15 protein-coding genes and 1 pseudogene are annotated in these 17,975 nt (G+C 76.6%); 6 read left to right on the top strand and 10 right to left on the bottom strand.

Annotated features, from left to right (window positions below):
- Positions 1–83: 83 nt before the first annotated feature.
- Together OO57_RS12925 and OO57_RS12920 are read right to left on the bottom strand one after the other, a co-directional pair.
- Complete coding sequence (locus OO57_RS12925; RefSeq protein WP_033252541.1) at positions 84–758, bottom strand: response regulator transcription factor; 675 nt, start codon at positions 756–758, stop codon at positions 84–86.
- Positions 686–1,975: a sensor histidine kinase gene (locus OO57_RS12920; protein ID WP_033252555.1), complete on the bottom strand. Its 1,290-nt coding sequence runs from the start codon at positions 1,973–1,975 to the stop codon at positions 686–688. The genes OO57_RS12925 and OO57_RS12920 overlap by 73 nt, the downstream gene beginning before the upstream one ends.
- A 166-nt stretch (positions 1,976–2,141) precedes the next feature.
- On the opposite strand from OO57_RS12920, the gene OO57_RS46760 reads away from it, so the two are divergent.
- Together OO57_RS46760 and OO57_RS12910 are read left to right on the top strand one after the other, a co-directional pair.
- Positions 2,142–4,016: an ABC transporter permease gene (locus OO57_RS46760; protein WP_081973644.1), complete on the top strand. Its 1,875-nt coding sequence runs from the start codon at positions 2,142–2,144 to the stop codon at positions 4,014–4,016.
- 84 nt (positions 4,017–4,100) lie between these two features.
- Positions 4,101–4,337 carry a hypothetical protein gene (locus OO57_RS12910; RefSeq protein WP_033252540.1) on the top strand — a complete coding sequence of 79 codons (237 nt, stop codon included), beginning with the start codon at positions 4,101–4,103 and terminating at the stop codon, positions 4,335–4,337.
- A 23-nt stretch (positions 4,338–4,360) separates the two neighbouring features.
- On the opposite strand, the gene OO57_RS12905 is transcribed toward OO57_RS12910, so the two are convergent.
- On the bottom strand, positions 4,361–5,386 hold the full coding sequence (locus OO57_RS12905; protein ID WP_051777435.1) for a DUF4349 domain-containing protein: 1,026 nt from the start codon (positions 5,384–5,386) through the stop codon (positions 4,361–4,363).
- Positions 5,387–5,571: 185 nt separating this feature from the next.
- Between OO57_RS12905 and hemG the strand changes: the two genes are divergently transcribed.
- Positions 5,572–6,975 (top strand): protoporphyrinogen oxidase, encoded by a 1,404-nt coding sequence (gene hemG, locus OO57_RS12900; protein WP_033252539.1) that lies wholly within the window; start codon positions 5,572–5,574, stop codon positions 6,973–6,975.
- On the top strand, positions 6,972–7,682 hold the full coding sequence (gene hemQ, locus OO57_RS12895; protein WP_033252538.1) for a hydrogen peroxide-dependent heme synthase: 711 nt from the start codon (positions 6,972–6,974) through the stop codon (positions 7,680–7,682). The genes hemG and hemQ overlap by 4 nt, the downstream gene beginning before the upstream one ends.
- Positions 7,683–7,761: 79 nt before the next feature.
- On the opposite strand, the gene OO57_RS12890 is transcribed toward hemQ, so the two are convergent.
- The 3 genes and pseudogenes from OO57_RS12890 to OO57_RS12875 form a co-directional block, all read right to left on the bottom strand.
- Positions 7,762–8,523, bottom strand: a complete 762-nt coding sequence (locus OO57_RS12890; protein ID WP_033252537.1) for a TIGR04222 domain-containing membrane protein — start codon at positions 8,521–8,523, stop codon at positions 7,762–7,764.
- Positions 8,524–8,602: 79 nt separating this feature from the next.
- Positions 8,603–9,658 (bottom strand): TIGR04222 domain-containing membrane protein, encoded by a 1,056-nt coding sequence (locus OO57_RS12885; protein ID WP_051777432.1) that lies wholly within the window; start codon positions 9,656–9,658, stop codon positions 8,603–8,605.
- A gap of 114 nt (positions 9,659–9,772) precedes the next feature.
- A pseudogene (locus OO57_RS12875) lies at positions 9,773–11,042 on the bottom strand (DUF692 domain-containing protein).
- Positions 11,043–11,241: 199 nt separating this feature from the next.
- On the opposite strand from OO57_RS12875, the gene OO57_RS12870 reads away from it, so the two are divergent.
- Positions 11,242–12,162 carry a GNAT family N-acetyltransferase gene (locus tag OO57_RS12870; protein ID WP_033252535.1) on the top strand — a complete coding sequence of 307 codons (921 nt, stop codon included), beginning with the start codon at positions 11,242–11,244 and terminating at the stop codon, positions 12,160–12,162.
- 214 nt (positions 12,163–12,376) lie between these two features.
- Here OO57_RS12870 and OO57_RS12865 read toward each other — a convergent pair whose 3' ends face one another.
- Positions 12,377–14,506 carry a restriction endonuclease gene (locus OO57_RS12865; protein WP_051777429.1) on the bottom strand — a complete coding sequence of 710 codons (2,130 nt, stop codon included), beginning with the start codon at positions 14,504–14,506 and terminating at the stop codon, positions 12,377–12,379.
- Between the two features lie 164 nt (positions 14,507–14,670).
- Between OO57_RS12865 and OO57_RS12860 the strand changes: the two genes are divergently transcribed.
- Complete coding sequence (locus OO57_RS12860; RefSeq protein ID WP_033252533.1) at positions 14,671–15,477, top strand: alpha/beta fold hydrolase; 807 nt, start codon at positions 14,671–14,673, stop codon at positions 15,475–15,477.
- A gap of 62 nt (positions 15,478–15,539) precedes the next feature.
- Here the strand turns inward: OO57_RS12860 and msrB are convergent, their stop codons facing one another.
- The 3 genes from msrB to OO57_RS12845 form a co-directional block, all read right to left on the bottom strand.
- Positions 15,540–15,947: a peptide-methionine (R)-S-oxide reductase MsrB gene (gene msrB / locus OO57_RS12855; RefSeq protein WP_033252532.1), complete on the bottom strand. Its 408-nt coding sequence runs from the start codon at positions 15,945–15,947 to the stop codon at positions 15,540–15,542.
- Between the two features lie 26 nt (positions 15,948–15,973).
- Positions 15,974–17,380, bottom strand: coding sequence for a UDP-N-acetylmuramate--L-alanine ligase (gene murC / locus OO57_RS12850; protein WP_033252531.1), 1,407 nt, complete (start codon positions 17,378–17,380; stop codon positions 15,974–15,976).
- Positions 17,381–17,484: 104 nt separating this feature from the next.
- Positions 17,485–17,949 (bottom strand): indole-3-glycerol phosphate synthase, encoded by a 465-nt coding sequence (locus OO57_RS12845; protein ID WP_106973974.1) that lies wholly within the window; start codon positions 17,947–17,949, stop codon positions 17,485–17,487.
- Positions 17,950–17,975 lie beyond the last annotated feature (26 nt).

The raw sequence follows: 17,975 nt of genomic DNA, 5'->3' as shown, positions 1-17,975 counted from the left end.
ACCTACAATCACCACCGCGGACACACCGCACTCGCCGGCCAACCACCCGCCAGCCGCGTCCCCAACCTCACAGGACAGAACACCTAGGGCTCCTCCCCGCCCAGGTACGCGAGGACGGCCAGGACGCGGCGGTGGGTGTCCTCGGCCGGGGGGAGGTCGAGCTTGAGCAGGATGTTGCCGATGTGCTTGGCGGTCGCCGCTTCGGAGACCGTCAGGCGGCGGCAGATCTCCGCGTTCGAGCAGCCGCGGGCCATCAGTTCGAGCACCTCGCGCTCGCGGGGGGTGAGGCGCTCCAGCGGGTCCCGGCGGCGGGCCAGCAGGAGGCGGACCACCTCGGGGTCGACCACCGTGCCGCCCGCGGCGACGGTGTCCACCGCGGCCAGGAACTCCTCGACGTGGCCGATCCGGTCCTTGAGCAGGTAGCCGACGCCCGCACCGCCGCCGCCGGCCAGCAGGTCGGCGGCGTACGAGCGCTGGACGTACTGGCTGAGGACCAGCACCGGCAGGCCCGGCCGCTCGGCGCGCAGCCGCAGGGCGGCGCGCAGGCCCTCGTCGGCGAGGCCGGGCGGCATCCGGACGTCGGTCAGGACCAGGTCGGGGCGGTGCTCGGCGACGGCGGCGAGCAGGGCCTCGGCGTCGCCGACGGCGGCCGCGACGGTGTGGCCGAAGCGCTCCAGCAGGCCGATCAGGCCCTCGCGGAGGAGGACGGAGTCCTCGGCGAGGACGAGGCGGAGCGGGGGTCGGTCGTCGGGGTGCACGGGATCTCCACACGCAGCAGGGTCGGGCCGCCCGGCGGGCTGCTGACGGACAGTCTGCCGTCGACCACCGCGATCCGGTCGGCCAGCCCCGTCAGCCCGGTGCCGCCCGCGGGGTCGGCGCCGCCGGTGCCGTCGTCCGAGACGTCGAGCCGCAGGCGGCCCGCCGACCAGCGGCCGTGCACCCGGGCCGCGGACGCCCCGGCGTGCTTGGCCGCGTTCGCCAGCGCCTCGGCGACCGCGAAGTAGCCCGCGGACTCGACGGCCGCGGGCAGCCGGCCCGGCAGCGAGACGTCCACCACGACCGGCAGCACCGAGCGGTCCGCCAAGTCCGCGCAGGCGTCCGGCAGGCCGCGGTCGGCGAGGACCCGCGGATGGATGCCGTGCACCAGCTCGCGCAGCTCGGCCAGCGCAGCGTCGGCCTCGGCCTGCGCCGCGGCCAGGCGGCGGGCGAGCGGGCCGCCCGGCGGCGCGTCCAACCGGGCCAGGCCCAGCGACATAGACAGGGCCACCAGCCGCTGCTGCGCGCCGTCGTGCACGTCCCGCTCGATCCGGCGGCGCTCGGCCTCGAACGCGTCCACCAGCCGGGCCCGGGAGCGGACCAGCTCGCCGACCCGCTCCTGACCGCCCGCCAGCGCCCGGGCCAGCGCCGCCCGGGCACCCGCCGCGACCGTCAGCGGGTAGCCCGCGAGGGCCAGCAGCGCGGCGCCCGCCGCCGCCACCGCCCAGGCCGGGCCCGGCCCGTGCAGCTGCCAGGCCTTCAGCACGTTCACCTGCTCGCCGTCCAGGGCCAGCTGGAGCGGCGTCGTCACCAGCCAGGCCGGGACCAGCAGCGCGCCCGCCACCACCGCCAGCTCCAACGGCCAGAGCAGGAACGCCGACAGCACCGCGCCGCCCGCCTCCCGCCACGTCGCCCCCTCGGCGTACCGGGTGCGCAGCCAGGCCCGCGGGCCCGGACCGCCCGGCACCCGGTGCGGATCGGGCACCGGCGCCCCGCCCATCCAGCGGGCCAGCCGCCGCTCCCACGCCCCGGACACCAGCCCCACCAGCGGCAGCGCCGCCAGCAGCGGCACCCCCACCAGCAGCACCGACAGCGCCCCGCCGACCGCCGCCCACAGCAGCAGCACCACGCACAGCACCGCCCCCGCCAGCGCGCACACCAGCAGGTACGCCGCCGAACGCCACGGCCAGGCCGTCCGCAGGAACCCCGGTCGGCGCATCGCCCGCCAGCAGTCGGACACCCGACACCTCCTCTCACCGGATCACCGGATCACCGGAACGACCCTAGGCCGCCGCCCCGGCCAGTGTCGGTAGAGCTGGCTCCACTCTTCGCGGTGGAGCGGGCGTCACTGTGCGAACGGCTCCCCGCCGCTTGGCTTGAGCCCCATGACGACCCCACTGACCAGGATCGCCGTGCGCTCCCTGCACGCCGGACGGACCGCCCTGCTCGGGACGTTCGCCGCGCTCGCCCTCGGCGTCGCGCTGATCGCCGCCACCCTGCTCGGCCTCGCCGCGAGCACCGCCCTGCCGCCCGGCGAGGACCGCACCGCACTGATCGCCCAGCTCGGCACCACCGGCGGCGTCAGCCTGTTCACCGCCGGGTTCGTGGTCGCCTCGACCTCCTCCTACGCGGTCGCCCGCCGCCGCCGCGAGTTCGGCCTGCTCCGGCTGGCCGGCGCCACCCGCGGCCAACTCACCCGCACCGTCCTGCTGGAGGCCCTGCTGCTCGGCCTGCTCGCCGCCGCCACCGGCAGCGCCCTCGGCCGCGCCGCCGCCCCGCTGCTGGCCCGCGCCCTCACCGCCGCCGCCCTCGCCCCCGCGGGCTTCCGGACCGGCACCCCCGGCTGGCCGCTGGTCACCGCGTTCTGCACCGGCCCGCTGGTCGCCCTCGCGGGCACCGCCGTCGCCGCCCGGCGGGCCGGCCGGGTCCGCCCGATCGAAGCGCTCCGCGAGGCCGACGTCGACCTGCGGGTGATGACCGCGGGCCGCTGGCTCGGCGGCCTCGCCCTGCTCGGCACGTACGCCGCCGTGGTGGCCGCCGCGCTCACCGGGGACCCGGCCGAGCTGCTGCACCGCAAGACCTACACCCTCCAGCCGATGCTGCTGATCGCCGCCACCGCCCTGCTCGCCCCCGTCCTGGCCCGCCCGCTGCTGCGCCTGCTCACCCGCCCCGCCGCCCGGCCGCCCCGGCTGGTCCGGGCCGCCGCGCTCGGCGGCCTGCGCCGCACCGGCGCCACCGCCGCCCCCGTCCTGCTCGCCACCGCCCTCGCGGGCACCCTGGTCGGCGCCCCCGCCACCGTCGCCGCCGCCCGCGCCGCCGAAGCCCGCGCCCGCACCGCCGCCGACCTCCTGCTCACCCCCGGCGCCGGGGACGCCGACGGCGCCGCCGCGCTGACCGCCGCACTGCGGGCACTGCCCGGGGCCGTCGTCTCGCCGAGCGCCGCGACGCCGCTCGCCGTCGTCGAGGCCGACGGCACGGCCGTCCGCGCCGAGGGCCGGGCCGTCGCCGACCCCGCCGCGCTGACCGCCACCACCCGGCTGCCCGTCCTCGCGGGCGACCCCGCGGCGCTCGACGACGACAGTGCGGTGCTCAGCGAAGAATGGGGGCACCCGCAGGTCGGCGACCGCGTCCGGGTGGTGCTCGCCGACGGCACCCGGCGGGAACTGCGGGTCGCCGCCGTGCTGCGCGAGGGCACGGGCGGCAACCCGGTGTACGTCACCCCGCGCAACGCCCCCGGCGCCCGCACCGACCGGATCGACGTCCGCGGCGCCGCCGCAGGAGCGGTCACCGCCCTCGCCCGCGACCACGGCGCCCGCGCCGAGACCCGCGCCGCCTGGCTCGACGCCCACCACCCCGCGGACGACCACCGGCGGATCCGCCGGATCGCCGCCGTCCTCGCCCTCGCCCTGCTCTACACCGCGATCGCCCTCGCCCACACCGCCCTCACCACCACCACCGACCGCCGCCGCGAACTCGCCCAGCTCCGCCTGGCCGGCACCACCCGCACCCGCGTCCTGCGGCTGGTCGCCGCCGAGACGCTCCTCGTCACGGCCGTCGGCGCCCTCCTCGGCACCGCCGCCACCCTCACCACCCTCGCCACCATGGCCGCCGCCCTCCACCGCGCGGGCGCCCCCGCCCCCCTCGCCCTCCCCTGGACGGCCCTCGCCGCCACCGCCCTGCTCTGCGCGCTGGTCACCGTCCCCTGCGCGACCCTGGCGGCCCTGCGCGCCACCAAGGGCCGCGCCGCGGAAGCCCTCTGACGTACCGTCAATCGGACTTCCCCGTCGCGGCCGTTTACGCGGCGCTCCCGGATGGCTACCGTGGATGACGGGGAGGGGGGTGCCATGAGCTGCCTGCTCATGCTGCTCGGCTGGGCCGGGCTCGTGTGGATGTTCGTCATGGGCGTCTTCGGCCACGACTGGTCGCTCGCCGGCCTGGTCATGCCGCTGTCGACCTTCGTGCTGTTCGTCGCCAACGAGGTGCGCCGCGGCGAGATCCGCCGGGCGGAGGCGGAGCGGGAGGCCCCCGCCGCGCCCCCGGCCCGCCCCGACGGGGACGGCCCGGACGCCGCCGCCCCCTGACCGACCGGCCCCGCCGCCCCCGGTCACGCCTTGCGGTCGGCGCCGGCCTCCTCCGCGCCGTTCCCCGCGACGCCCTCCTCGGCGTCCGGGGCGCGCATCGGACGGGGCGGGACGGCGGGGGAGCCGGTGCGGCGGGTGCGCAGGCGGCGGCGGAGCAGCCAGGCGAGCGGCGCGAGCAGGACGAGGAAGGGCGCCAGGGCGGCCAGGGCCACCAGCAGGACGCGGACCAGGGCGACCAGGGCCTCCCAGCCGTTCGAGAGGCCGTCGCCGACGGAGGCCCAGAAGCCGGTCTCCTTCTTCTTCGGCTCGACGTGGGTCTGGTACGGGGTCATCAGCTCCAGCGTCACGGTGGACAGCGAGGCGCGGGAGGACAGCTCCTGCTGCCGGCGCTGCAGCGACTCCAGGTCGGACTCGCGGCGGGTCAGCTCGCCCTCCAGCGACACCACCTCGGACAGGGTCTTCGCGTCGGCCATCAGCGCCCGCACCCGGTCCACGCTGGCCTGCATGGACTTCAGGCGGCTGTCGACGTCGGCGATCTGTTCGGTGAGGTCGTCGGCCTGGCTGCTGAGCGAGAGCCGGGTGCCGAGCTTGCCGAGCCCGTCCAGGGTGGCCTGGTAGGACGCGGACGGAACCTTCAGGGTCAGCGTGGACTGCGTGCTGTCGCCCTTCCCGCCGCGCTGGTCCTCCTCGGCGACGTACCCGCCCGCCCGGGTGACCAGGTCGACGGCCTCGGTGCGGGCGTCGTCCACGGCGTCGACCCGCAGCGTCAGCTTGGCCTGGTAGGCGATCTGCCGGTTCGCCGCCTGAGCGGTGCCCGCGGTGCCCGCGGTGCCCGCGGTGCTGTTCCCGGCCCCGCTGCCGACGGTGCCGTCCGCCTTGCCCGGGGCCGCCGCGGCAGCCTCGTCCCGGGCCTGGGCGCCGCCCTCCGGCCGGGCCGCCGCCGGGGCCGCCGCCGACCCCGAGCCGTCGGAACTCGCGCTGCACCCGGCCAGCAGCAGGACCGCCGCCACCGCCCCCGCCGCGCCCGCTCTGCGTACCCGCAGGTCCATGTCGCATCCTCCCCGTGCTTCCGGGGCGGGCCGGTCGCCCACCCCCGTGCAGTTGTGACGCGGCGGCCCCCGGACCGGACCCGCCCCCGCGGTACCGGATCGATCACGCCGCGGACTCGCCCGGGTCTCGGCGGGGCGCGGGGCCGATCCCGGCGATCCGGATAAGGGCTGGGAGACTGATCGACATGGCGAAACCTCACGTCGTGGTGATCGGTGGCGGCATCGCGGGCCTGGCCGCGGCCGCCTTCCTCGGGGACGCAGCGGTGCGGGTGACCGTGCTGGAGGCGTCCGGACGCTTCGGCGGGAAGCTGCACGGCGGCGAGGTCGGCGGCGTCCGGGTCGACCTCGGCGCCGAGTCGATGCTCGCCCGCCGCCCCGAAGCCGTCGACCTGGCCCGCCGGGTCGGCCTCGGCGAACTGCTCGAACCGCCCAGCACGGCCAAGGCCGCGATCTGGACCAGGGAGGGCCTGCGCCCGCTGCCCGGCGGCCAACTCATGGGCGTACCGGGCGACCTGGACGCACTGAAGGCCTCCGGCGTGCTCACCCCCGAGGGCCTGGAACGGGCCTCCCGCGAGCAGCCCGCCGAGATCGGCGAGGACGCCCCGATCGGCCGGTACGTCGCCGACCGGCTCGGCCGTGAGGTCGTCGACCGGCTCGTCGAACCGCTGCTCGGCGGCGTGTACGCCGGGCACGCCGACGAGATCTCGATCCGCGCCGCCGTCCCGCAACTGCTCCGACTCGCCCAGCAGGGCGGCTCGTTGACCACCGCGATCCGCGAACTCGCCGGCCGCGCCACCGCCACCGGGCCGGTCTTCCAGGGCCTGCGCGGCGGCCTCGGCACCCTCCCCGACGCCGTCGCCGCCCACGACCGCGCGCACGGCGCCGAACTGCTCACCGACCACCCCGTCGACGCCCTGCGCCGCACCCCCGACGGCTGGCGGATCACCACCGGCGGACGCCAACTCGCCGCCGACGCCGTCGTGCTGGCCGTCCCCGCCCCGCAGGCCGCCGCCCTGCTCGCCGCCGACGCCCCCGGCGCCGCCGCCGAACTGCGCGCCGTCGAGTACGCGTCCATGGCCCTGGTCACCCTCGCCTTCCGCCGCGCCGACCTCGCGGACAGCCCGCTCACCGGCAGCGGCTTCCTCGTCCCGCCGGTCGACCGGCGCAGCATCAAGGCGTCCACCTTCTCCAGCAACAAGTGGGGCTGGCTGGAACGCTCCGCCCCCGACGCCTTCCTGCTGCGCACCTCGCTCGGCCGCCACCGCGAGGACGCCGCCCTCGACCTGGACGACGCCGAACTCGTCGCCCGCTCCCTCGCCGACCTGCGCACCGCCGTCGGCCTGCACGCCACCCCGTACGACCACGCCGTCACCCGCTGGCGGGCCGGACTCCCGCAGTACCCCGTCGGCCACCTCGACCGGGTCGCCCGGATCCGCACCCACCTCGACGCGCTCGGCGCGATCGCGGTCTGCGGCGCCGCGTACGACGGCGTCGGCATCCCCGCCGTCGTCGCCGGGGCCCGGCGGGCCGCGGAGCTCCTCACCCCCGGCACCGGCACCACCCGCACAGAAGGGACAATGGGCTCATGACCGAAAGCACTGAGCAGCCCGTGAAGAAGAAGGCCCGCGACCTCAACCAGGTCATCCGCTACACCATGTGGTCGGTGTTCAAGCTCAAGGACGCCCTCCCCGAGGACCGCACCGCGCTCGCCGCCGAGGTCGACGCCCTCTTCGAGCAGCTCGCCGCCAAGGACGTGGTCGTCCGCGGCACCTACGACGTCTCCGGCCTGCGCGCCGACGCCGACATCCTGGTCTGGTGGCACGCCGAGGACTCCGACGACCTGCAGGAGGCGTACAACCGCTTCCGCCGCACCGCGCTCGGCCGCCACCTGGAGCCGGTCTGGTCGAACATGGCGCTGCACCGCCCCGCCGAGTTCAACAAGTCGCACATCCCCGCGTTCCTCGCCGACGAGCACCCCCGCGAGTACGTCTGCGTCTACCCCTTCGTCCGCTCCTACGAGTGGTACCTGCTCCCCGACGAGGAGCGCCGGGCGATGCTCGCCGAGCACGGCATGATGGCCCGCGGCTACCCGGACGTGCGCGCCAACACCGTCGCCTCCTTCGCCCTCGGCGACTACGAGTGGCTGCTGGCCTTCGAGGCCGACGAGCTCCACCGCATCGTCGACCTGATGCGCGACCTGCGCCCCTCCCGCGCCCGGCTGCACGTCCGCGAGGAGGTCCCCTTCTTCACCGGCCGCCGCAAGCCGGTCGCCGACCTGCTCTCCGGCCTGTACTGACGGGGACGCCACGGGCGGGGACGGTACGGACGGACGAGGGCCCCCGAGGGGGCCCTCACCCGTTTCCCGGGCCCCGGCTCTACGAGTCGAGCGCGGCGCGCAGCCGGGGGTCCTGGACGGCGGCGGGGCCGGAGATGGCGACGGCGGTGAGCAGGTCGTCGTCGGTGGCGGGCGCGTGGCGGCAGGGGAGGGTCCGCAGCAGGGTCTGGCCCGCGGGGGCGGCCCAGGCGGTGTAGGCGTGGACGTCGACCCGGGCCATCAGCAGGGTGCCGCCGGTCAGGACCAGGGGGAGGGCGTACCAGGCGGCGGCGGTGCGGGCGGCGGCCCCGTCGGGGGCGGTCAGCAGGACGGTGAGCAGCAGCATCGAGGCCGCGCCGACCAGCGCGTAGCGGACCTGCCGCACCGCCCGCAGGGCGTGGTCGCGGACGACGGCCGGGGTGGCCAGCCCCGCGCTGGTGAGCCGGTCGCCGATGTCGCGGACGGTGGGGTGCGCGGCCAGCACGGCCTTCAACTGGGCGGTGCGGCACTGGCCCTCGGGGCCGATCGCGCCGATCAGGGCCCGTTCGAGGCGGCCGCGGCCCCGCGGGTCGACGACGGTGGTCCAGCCGGTGTGGGCGAGGTGCAGACGGCCCACCCCGGCCATCCGGACCAGCGCCAGGTCGACCACCCGGGCGGGCCCGCCGGCCAGGTACGCGGTCTCGTACAGGCCCACGCCGGAGGGGTGGTGGGCGGCGTGCGGGGACCGCCCGGCGAGGGCGTCGGCGATCGCGGCGACCCGCACCAACCGGAGGCAGGAGTACACCGCGGCGGCACAGGACGGGATCAGTAGCAGCACCCACATGGGTTTCGTTCTAGTCCTGTGCGTGCCGGGAGCGGAACGCATACCCGGGCCGCGATACCGAACTGTGACTCGGCGGGGCTCAGGAACCGCCGCCGCAGCCACCGCCGCCGCAGCTCGACCCGCAGGAACTCGACGAACCGCCGCAGGAGCTCGACGAACCGCCGCAGGAGTGCGAGGACGAGCCGCCGCAGGAGTGGTGCGAGGAGCCGTGGCCGCCCGAGGACCCGCCCGAGGACCCGCAGGAGGACGCCGGGGACGCCCCGCACCACGCCGCCGCGGCGCCGGTGGCGAGCCCCGTGGTGCCGTCCGCCCCCGAACCCCGGGAGGAGCGGGCCGGACGGGTGGCGGAGTACGGGCCGGTCAGCGCCTCGCGCAGCGCCCGGTGCTCGGACCCGCGCAGCGCCTGGGTGCCGTCCAGGGCGAACGCGCCGATCAGTTCGGCGTGCCCGGCCTGCCCGGCGGCGACCTCGCGCGGCCGCCACGGGGTGCTGCCGCGGACGAGCTGCAGCTGGCGCCGCCCGGCCGGGGTGATCCTGCTCTTCGCGGGCCGGGTCGCGACCAGGCTGACGACCGTGAACAGCACCAGCACGCCGTACGGGAAGACCGGCGGCGCGGACGAGTCCCGGTCCGGCCCGTCCAGCCACTGGACGGTGGAGACCACGCCGAGCACCAGCGTCACGAGCAGCGCCAGCACCACCAGCTTGCGGGCCCGCCAGGCGGCCCTCAGCGCGGCGGGGTGGCGCAGCAGACCGCGGGCGGCGAGCCCGTCGCCGATCCGCTGCACCTCGGGGCTGCCCACCACGGAGGAGCGCAGCACCGACAGGTCGCGCCCGGCCCGGCCGCCGACGGCGGTGACCAGGACGCGCTCGACCGGGTCGGACGTCCGGTCGGAGGTGACGGTGACCCGGCGGGCCCGGGAGACCACCACCCGGCCCTCGCGCTCCATCCGGACCAGAGCGGTGTCGACGACCCGGGCGGGGCCGCCGGCCAGGAAGGCGACGTCCAGCAGCGGCAGGCCCCGCCCGGGCAGGCCCTGCGGGTCGGTGACCCGGCGGCTGCGCCGGTTGAAGGCGGCGGCGACGGCGAGCGAGAGCGCGACGAGCGCGAAGGCCAGGACGAACCGGAAGTTCCACATCCCCCGTGGATCCCTTCTGTGTGGGGCGCTGCGCGGGACGGTGCGGTGCGCGGCGGAGTGTGCTGGTGCGGGACGGTGCGGTGCGCGGCGAAGCGTGGCGGTGCGGCGGGGCGGTTACGGGTGCGTCCTCGCCGACCGGCGCGGCAGCAGGCGGCTCCAGCGGGAGGCGGCGGGGTGCAGCAGGCGGCGCAGGGCGGGGTGCCAGGGGGCGTCGGGGGCGGTGTCGAGGGCCCAGGCGGCGAAGGCGCGGGCGTCGGCGCGGTGGCCGCCGGTGAGCGGGCGGCCGGTGGCGTAGCGGGTGAACAGCGGGGCGAAGTCGGGGCCGAGCAGTTCGGGGAGTTCGGGCAGCAGGTGGCCGACGGTCTCCCGGCGCTTGGCGAGCAGGCCCGCGGCCTGGCCGCGCAGCTGCTCCGGGTCGAAGCCCGCGGGGGCGGGGCCGCCGGCCACCAGGGCGGCCAGCAGCTGCTCCTGGCGGTGGGCCAACCGGACCCGGTCGAGCGCGAGTTCGGCGTCGGCACGGTCGCGGATCAGGTACTCGTGCTGCTCAGACACGGGCGGTCTCCCTGCGGTGGAGGAGCTGGACGCGGCGGATGGCGTCGAGCTCGGCGGACAGTTCGGCGGGCGGCGGGTACGCGCCGTCCCGCTCCAGCAGCACCCCGGGCGGGTCGGTGCGGGCGCAGAGCGCGGCCAGCACGTCCAGCACGGGCGCGGTGACGGGGTGGGTGTGGGTGTCGTGCCAGACGCCGTCCCGCTCGACGCCGCCCGCGACGTGCACGTAGGCGAGGGCCTCCAGCGGCAGCCGGTCGAGTTCGGCGGCCGGGTCGACGCCCAGGTTGACGTGGTTGGTGTGCAGGTTGGCGACGTCCACCAGCAGGCGGACGCCGGTGTGTTCGACCAGTTCGGCGAGGAACTGCGCCTCAGTCAACTCATCGCCCGGCCAGGCGAGTTGGGCCGCGATGTTCTCCAGTGCCAGCGGCACCGGCAGCTCCTGCTGGGCGATCCGGACGTTGGCGGCCACCACCCGCAGCGCCTCCCGGGTGCGCGGCACCGGCAGCAGGTGCCCGGCCTCCAGGCCGCCCGCCCGGACGAACGCCAGGTGCTCGCTGACCAGCGGCGCCCCGAGCGCCCCGGCGACGGCGGCGAGTCGGGCCAGCCGGGCCGGGTCGGGCGCGGCGGCGTCGCCGAGGCCGAGCGAGACGCCGTGCGGGACGACCGTGACGCCGCGGGCGCGCAGTTCGACCAGCGAGGGCGGCAGGTGGTCGGCGCAGACGTTCTCGGCGACCACCTCCACCCAGTCCAGGCCGGGCATCCGCTCCACCGCGGTGTCGATCTCCGGGCGCCACCCCAGGCCGGTGCCCAATCGCGGAATATCGGACGAAGACATATTCCACCCCCTTTCGCGGGGTTTTCCGGTCACCCCGATCCCCCGTTGCCGAGGGTGTATCCGCGGCGCGCCGATGCCAAGCAGGACAACGGAAACTCAGAGCTGAACTTGAGGTTTCACCCCCGCTGAACCAACTCCCGCCCGGGTGGGGGGAAATTCAGCAGCGCACGGACGAACGACTGGCTAACGTGACATGCCTATGACTTCGACGCCGTACCGCATCCGCCCGTTCGCACCCGCCGACGCCACCGACGCCGCCGCGGCCCACCGGGCCGGCCGCCCGCACCTGGTCACCACCCCCGAGGTGGTCTCCTGGCAGGCCGAGCTGCCGCACTACCACCTGCTGGTCGCCGAGCGGGCCGGCCGGGTCGTCGGCACCGCCCGGTTCGGCCCGGTGCCCGAGAGCGCCACCCCCCACCAGGGCTTCCTCAACGTCAGCGTGCTCCCCGAGCACCGCGGCACGGGCGCCGGCACCGCCCTGCTCGCCGCCGCCGAACGCCGCCTCGCCGCCCTCGGCGTCCGGGACGCCCACAGCTGGGTCGACGACACCCCCGAGGCCCTCGGCTTCGCCGCCGCCCGCGGCTACCGCAGGAGCGGCCGGGCCGGCCGCTTCTCCGGCCTCGACCTCACCGCCCCGCTGCCCCCGCTGCCACCCACCCCGCCCGGCGTCGAACTGCGCACCGCCGCCGACTTCCTGGACGACCCGTACCCGATCTACCTGGTCGACATCGACGGCACCCGCGCCGAACCCGGCGACCTCGTCCTCGACGACCAGCCGTACGAGGGCTGGCTCGCCGAGATCTGGCAGCGCCCCGACCAGGACCACACCCTCACCGCGGTCGTCCTCGTCGACGGCGAGGCGGTCGCCTTCTCCGCCGCCCAGACCGACGGCCACCGCACCTACTGGTCCGCCTTCACCGCGACCCGCTCCACCCACCGCGGCCGCGGCCTGGCCAAACTCGCCAAGGCCCACTCCCTGCACCGCGCCAAGGCCCGCGGCCTCACCGCCGCGTACACCCAGAACGACGCGGGCAACGCCCCGATGCTCGCCGTCAACAGCTGGCTCGGCTACCGCGAGTGCGCCGCCGAGTGGAAGCACACCCGGGCGCTCGGCGAGTAGCTGCGCGGGCGAGCGGGGCGGTGCGTACGGGGGCGCGGGCACTGGCGAGCGGGGCGGTGCAACCAGGGGCGCGGGGAACTGCGCGCGGCGGTGGGTGAACGCCCGCAAGGACGCGGGGAGGGCGGTGAGTTGATGTCCGCCCGCTATCTTGCGGTGGGTGCCCGGCCGGTCGCGCAGTTCCCCGCGCCCCTGGCTTCGCCCGCCGCCCCCGCGGCTACGCGACGTCCACGCCGTGGTCGCGGGCCAGGCCCGCGAGGCCGTCGGACCAGCCCTGGCCCACCGCGCGGAGCTTCCAGCCGTCCGCCGGGTGCCGGTAGACCTCGGCGACCAGCATCGCGGAGACCGCCGGGTCGGCGGGCGGGCGGAAGACCCAGCGGCCGCCGCCGCAGGCCAGTTCCACCGCCGGGTCGACCAGGTCCGCGCAGGTGCCGTCGCCGTCCGCGTCCAGGTTGACCGAGATCGCCACCCGCCGCACCGCGTCCGGGAGTCGGCCGGTGCGCACGGTCGCGCTGCGGTCGTCCGGGCGCAGTGCGACGGCGCCGTCCTCCGCGGTCGGCTGGTGGTAGAAGACGAAGTCCCCGTCGTGGCGGACCCGGCCGTCCGCGTCGAGCAGCAGCAGCGTCAGGTCGGCCTCCGCGCCGCCCGACCGGAACCGGACGCGCACCTCCTCGCCCGGCAGCAGCAGGTTCTGACCCGGCGTCAGTTCGACGGCGGGCCCGGCGGGCACGGCGGACGCGCTCCGCTGCGCGGGCACCGCCGGGGCCGGGACGGGGGCCGGGGCCGGGCCGAGCCGCCCCGGCAGGCCCTGCTCGCGGAGCAGGGCGAGCAGCATCGGGCCGTCGACCAGGGTGAGCGGCTGGCCCTCGGCGTGCTTGCGGGAGCCCGGCCCGAAGCCCGCGGTGGTGACCAGGATGCCCCGGTTGGCGCCCTGCCGCCGCATGGTGGACTCCAGGTCGCGGACGGCGCTCGGCGGGACGGTCTTCCGGTAGCGCTTGGCCTGGATGACGATCTTCCCGCCGGTGATCGGGTCCGGGTCCTCGGCCAGCACGTCCACGCCCTCGTCGCCGCTGCGCGCGGTGGTGCGGGTGCGCAGGCCGCGGCGGCGGAACAGTTCGGCGATCAGCTCCTCGAACTCCAGCGGGTCCATCTCGAACAGGTCGGGCCCCTCGCCGTCCGCCACCGGAGCGGGCGGAGCGGGCGGAGCGGGCGGCGGGGGAGCGGAGGCCGGCACCTCGGCAACCGTCCCGCCCCTGTCCGGCCGGGCCGCGATCCGCCCGCCGAGTGCGTCGACCAGGCAGTCCAGCGGGGCGACCCGGTCCAGGGCCAGGCCCGCGAAGACCTCCCGGCCGACCTCCACCGCGAGCAGGCAGCGCTCGCCCTCCCGCCCGGTCGCCGGGTCGGTGGCGACCAGCACGCCGTTCAGCCCGACCGAGGCGAGCAGCCCGTCGGCGTCCGCCCGGAAGACCTCCGCCAGCACCCGCAGCGCGCACTGCGCCAGCACCTCGCGGTACAGCTCCCGGCGCTGGCCGACCGGCCGGGCCACCTCGTCCTCGCGGTCCTCGGAGCGGACGTACCGGTACCGGCCCACCGGCGGCACCACCTCGTACGGCGGCAGCTCCCAGCGCACCACCAGCCGCCGGGCCGACGCGTCCCAGGAGGTCTCGCCGTCGGCGGGGAAGCCGTCCGGCCAGTCCTCGCGCCAGTCGACGACCGCCTCGAAGTACTCGGCGACCGCCGCCGCCTCGCCCGCCCGCAGCCGCGCCGCCAACCGCCCGGCCTGCGCCGCCTGCCCGGCCAGCAGCCGGTGCCGCTCGGCGGCCCACGCCTCGTACTGGGCCCGGTAGTCGGCCAGCCGGTGCTGCCGCTGCTGCTCGGCCGCCCAGGCCGCCTGCCAGTCCCGCTCGAAGGCGGCCCGGGCCTGCGCCGACTGCTCCTCCCACTGCCGCCGCGCCCCCGGGTGGTACGCCTGCGGGCCCACCGGGGGCGGCACCAGGTACCAGCCCTGGTCCGGCATCGGCACCGGCACGCCCAGCGGGCCGGGGTCGAACGGCGGCACCACCGGGCGGCCCCCCGCGGCCGGGGAGAACCCGGGCCCGGCCAGCCCCGCCGCCAGCACCCCGCGCAACTCCGCGACCCGCGCGTCCAGTTCGGCGCTCCGCCGGGCGGCGTCCGACTCCCGCCCCTGCTGGTACGCCTTCAGCGCCTCCCGCTCGCCCCGGGCCGCGGCCCGCTGCGCCTCCCGCTGCGCGCGCTCGTTCTCGCGCTGCGCGGCGGCCGCCGCCCGGCGCTGCGCCTCGGCGCGCAGGTGCTGCTCGCGCTGCGCCTGGGCCAGTACCGACCACACCCCGGAAGACCGCCGCCGCGCCACGCCCGCCCCACCCACGTCCAAGACCGTTCGGAAGGGATCAGTCTTCCACGCGGACGGCTGCCCGCATCACCCGCCGCCGTACCCTGGCCGGACACCCCGGCCGACCGCGGCAGCGGGGAGCGAGACGGGGGAGGCCCGCGATGAGCCACACGACGGTGAACGGCGCCACGCTGCACTACGACGATGCCGGGCCCGCCGACGGGACCGCGGTCGTCCTGCTCCACGGGCACCCGTTCGACCGCACGCTGTGGGCCCCGCAGGCCCGCGCGCTCGCCGCGGCCGGGTACCGGGTGATCACCCCCGACCTGCGCGGCTACGGCGAGAGCGACGTGACGCCCGGCAAGGTGCTGCCGGCCGACTTCGCCGACGACACCGCCGCGCTGCTCGACCACCTGGGCGTCGGGCGCGCGGTGGTCGGCGGCGTCTCGATGGGCGGCCAGATCGCCATGGAGTTCCACCTCCGCCACCGGCGGCGGGTGCTGGCGCTCGTCCTGTCCGACACCTCGGCCCCCGCCGAGACCGAGGAGGGCAGGGCCTTCCGCAACCGCCTCGCCGACCGGCTGCTCGCCGAGGGCATGGGCGGCTACGCGGACGAGGTGATCGACAAGATGCTCGCCCCCTACAACGTCACCGCCCTCCCGGAGACCGCCGCCCGCGTCCTCGGCATGATGCGCGCCACCGACCCCCGCGGCGCCGCCGCCGCGCTCCGCGGCCGCGCCGAGCGCCCGGACTACCGCGACACCCTCCGCACCGTCACCGTCCCCACCCTGCTGCTGGTCGGCGCGGACGACCCCTACACCCCCGTCACCGACGCCGAGGCGATCCGGGCCCTCGTCCCGCACGCCGTCCTGACCGTCGTCCACGACGCCGGGCACCTCCCGGGCGCCGAGCAGCCCGAGCGCTTCAACGCCGCGCTGCTGGACTTCCTCCGCACCCGGCCGTCCTGACCCGGGAACCCGCGAGGGCCCTCCCCGGCAGCCGGGAAGGGCCCTCGCGCGGATCGCGGCCGCTACTCGGCGGCGGGCTCCAGCTTCAGCGAGATCGAGTTGATGCAGTACCGCTGGTCGGTCGGGGTGTCGTACCCCTCGCCCTCGAAGACGTGCCCGAGGTGGCTGCCGCACTTCTTGCAGCGCACCTCGACCCGGCGCATGCCGAGGCTGGTGTCCTCCAGGTACTCCACCGAGTCACCGGCCAGCGGCGCGTAGTACGACGGCCAGCCGCAGTGCGACTCGAACTTCGTCTCGCTGCTGAACAGCTCGGCGCCGCACGCCCGGCAGCTGTAGACGCCGACCGTCTTCGTGTCGGTGTACTCGCCGACGAACGGGCGCTCGGTGCCGGCCTCGCGGAGCACGTGGTACTCCTCCGGGGTCAGCTCGGCGCGCCACTCGGCGTCGGACTTCTGGACCTCGTAGCTCACGGCACTCTCCCAAGGCAGCCGGGACGTCAGACAGCAGGTGCAACGTCCGCCAGGGCGGTCAGAATTTCCGGGCCCAGGTTGGTCACGTCGCCCGCGCCCATGGTCAGCACCAGGTCGCCGGGGGCGGCCAGCGCGGCCAGCACCGCGGGGGCGGCCGCGAAGTCGTGCTCGGCCCGGACGTCCGCACCGGCCCGGCGGGCCGCGTCGATGATCAGCTCGGCGGTGACGCCCGGGATCGGGTCCTCGCGCGCCGGGTAGATGTCCAGCACCACCGAGGCGTCGGCCAGCGCCAGCGCCCGCCCCATCTCCTCGGCCAGCTGCTGGGTGCGTGAGAACAGGTGCGGCTGGAAGACCACCAGCACCCGGCCCGCGCCCGCCGCCTCCCGGATCGCCTCCAGGTCGGCGGCCATCTCGGTCGGGTGGTGCGCGTACGAGTCGATCACCTGCACGCCGCGCGCCTCGCCCTTGAGCTGCAGCCGCCGCCGCACCCCGGTGTACGCGCCCAGCGCCTTCGCCAGCCCCTCCGCCGGGACGCCCAGCGCGACGCCCGCGGCCAGCGCCGCGACCGCGTTGTGCGCGTAGTGCCGACCCGGCACCGAGACGGTGAACACCAGCCGCTCGCCGCCCAGCTCGACCGTCACCTCGCTGGTCATGCCGCGCGCCGCGACCTCCAGCACCCGCACGTCCGCGTCCTCGGCGGCGCCGACCGTCACCACGTTCAGCCCCTCCCGGCCCGCCACCCGGCGGGTCAGCTCGCGGGCGCCCGGGTGGTCGGCCGAGACCACCAGGGTGCCGCCGGGCTGGATGCGGCCGACGAAGGTCTCGAAGGACTCGTAGATCTCCTCGATCGACGCGTAGTTGGCGTGGTGGTCCAGCTCCACGTTCAGCACGATCGCCACCTCGGGCGCGTACTTGTGGAAGCTGCGGTCGCTCTCGTCCGCCTCCGCGACGAAGATCTCGCCCGCCCCGTGGTGCGCGTTCGACCCCGGCGCGTCCAGGTCGCCGCCGATCGCGTACGAGGGCTCCAGGCCAAGCTCGCCCAGGCTGACCGCCAGCATCGAGGTGGTCGTGGTCTTGCCGTGCGTCCCCGCCACCGCCAGCGCCCGGCGGCCGCCCATCAGCGCCGCCAGCGCGTCCGACCGGTGCACCACCGGCACGCCGCGCTCCTGCGCGGCCACCAGCTCCGGGTTGTCGGCCCGGATCGCGCTGGAGACCACCACGCTGCTCGTCCCGGCGGGCAGGTGCTCCGCGGCGTGCCCGACGAACACCGTCGCCCCCAGCTCGCGCAGCGCCCGCACGGTCTCCGACTCCTTCGCGTCGGACCCCGAGACGGTCGCGCCGCGCACCGCGAGGATCTTCGCCAGGCCGGACATGCCGGCGCCGCCGATGCCGATGAAGTGCGGGGCGTGCAGGTCGTGGGCGGCGTCGTTCAAGGCTGGCTCCGTACGGGCGTGGATGGAGGCGGAAGCGGGTCGTCCCGTAACGTATTGCTGTTGCAATACGTTACGGGACGATTCTGCCCTAACCGGGAGCCCGGTCAGGATTCGCTGGCGAACAGCTTGAGCACCGGCACCCCGACCTCGTGCCGGGCGCGGGAGGCCCAGTCCCGGTGGAAGAACTCCTCGACGAAGTGCGGGGAGGTGAGCACCAGCACCTCGTCGGCCCCGTTCTCCTCCACCACCTCGCGCAGCCGCGCCAGCGGGTGCGCCCCGACCACCTCGCCGACCGCCTCGGCCCCGGCCCGCTGGAGGTGGCGCAGGCTGTGCTCCAGGGATTCGCCCGCGAGGGTGGGCGCGGCGTCCGTGCCGTCGTCGTGCTCGTGCACCGCCTGGTCCAGATGGCCGAGGGCCACGTCGTCCAGGGCGCGCAGCAACTCGTCCTGCTTGCCGCGGGGCTGCATCAGGACGACGAAGGAGACCTTCTCCTCGCCGTGGAGCGTGGTGACCAGTTCCACGTCGGCGTCGGAGAGTGCCTTCTCGATCATCAGTACGGTCTTGAACACGTGAGTCCCTTCGCTGGTGCGGGCCC

The organism is Kitasatospora phosalacinea (assembly GCF_000717185.1).
Taxonomy (GTDB): Bacteria; Actinomycetota; Actinomycetes; order Streptomycetales; family Streptomycetaceae; genus Kitasatospora; species Kitasatospora phosalacinea_A.
This window is presented reverse-complemented; position numbering and strand designations above follow the sequence as displayed.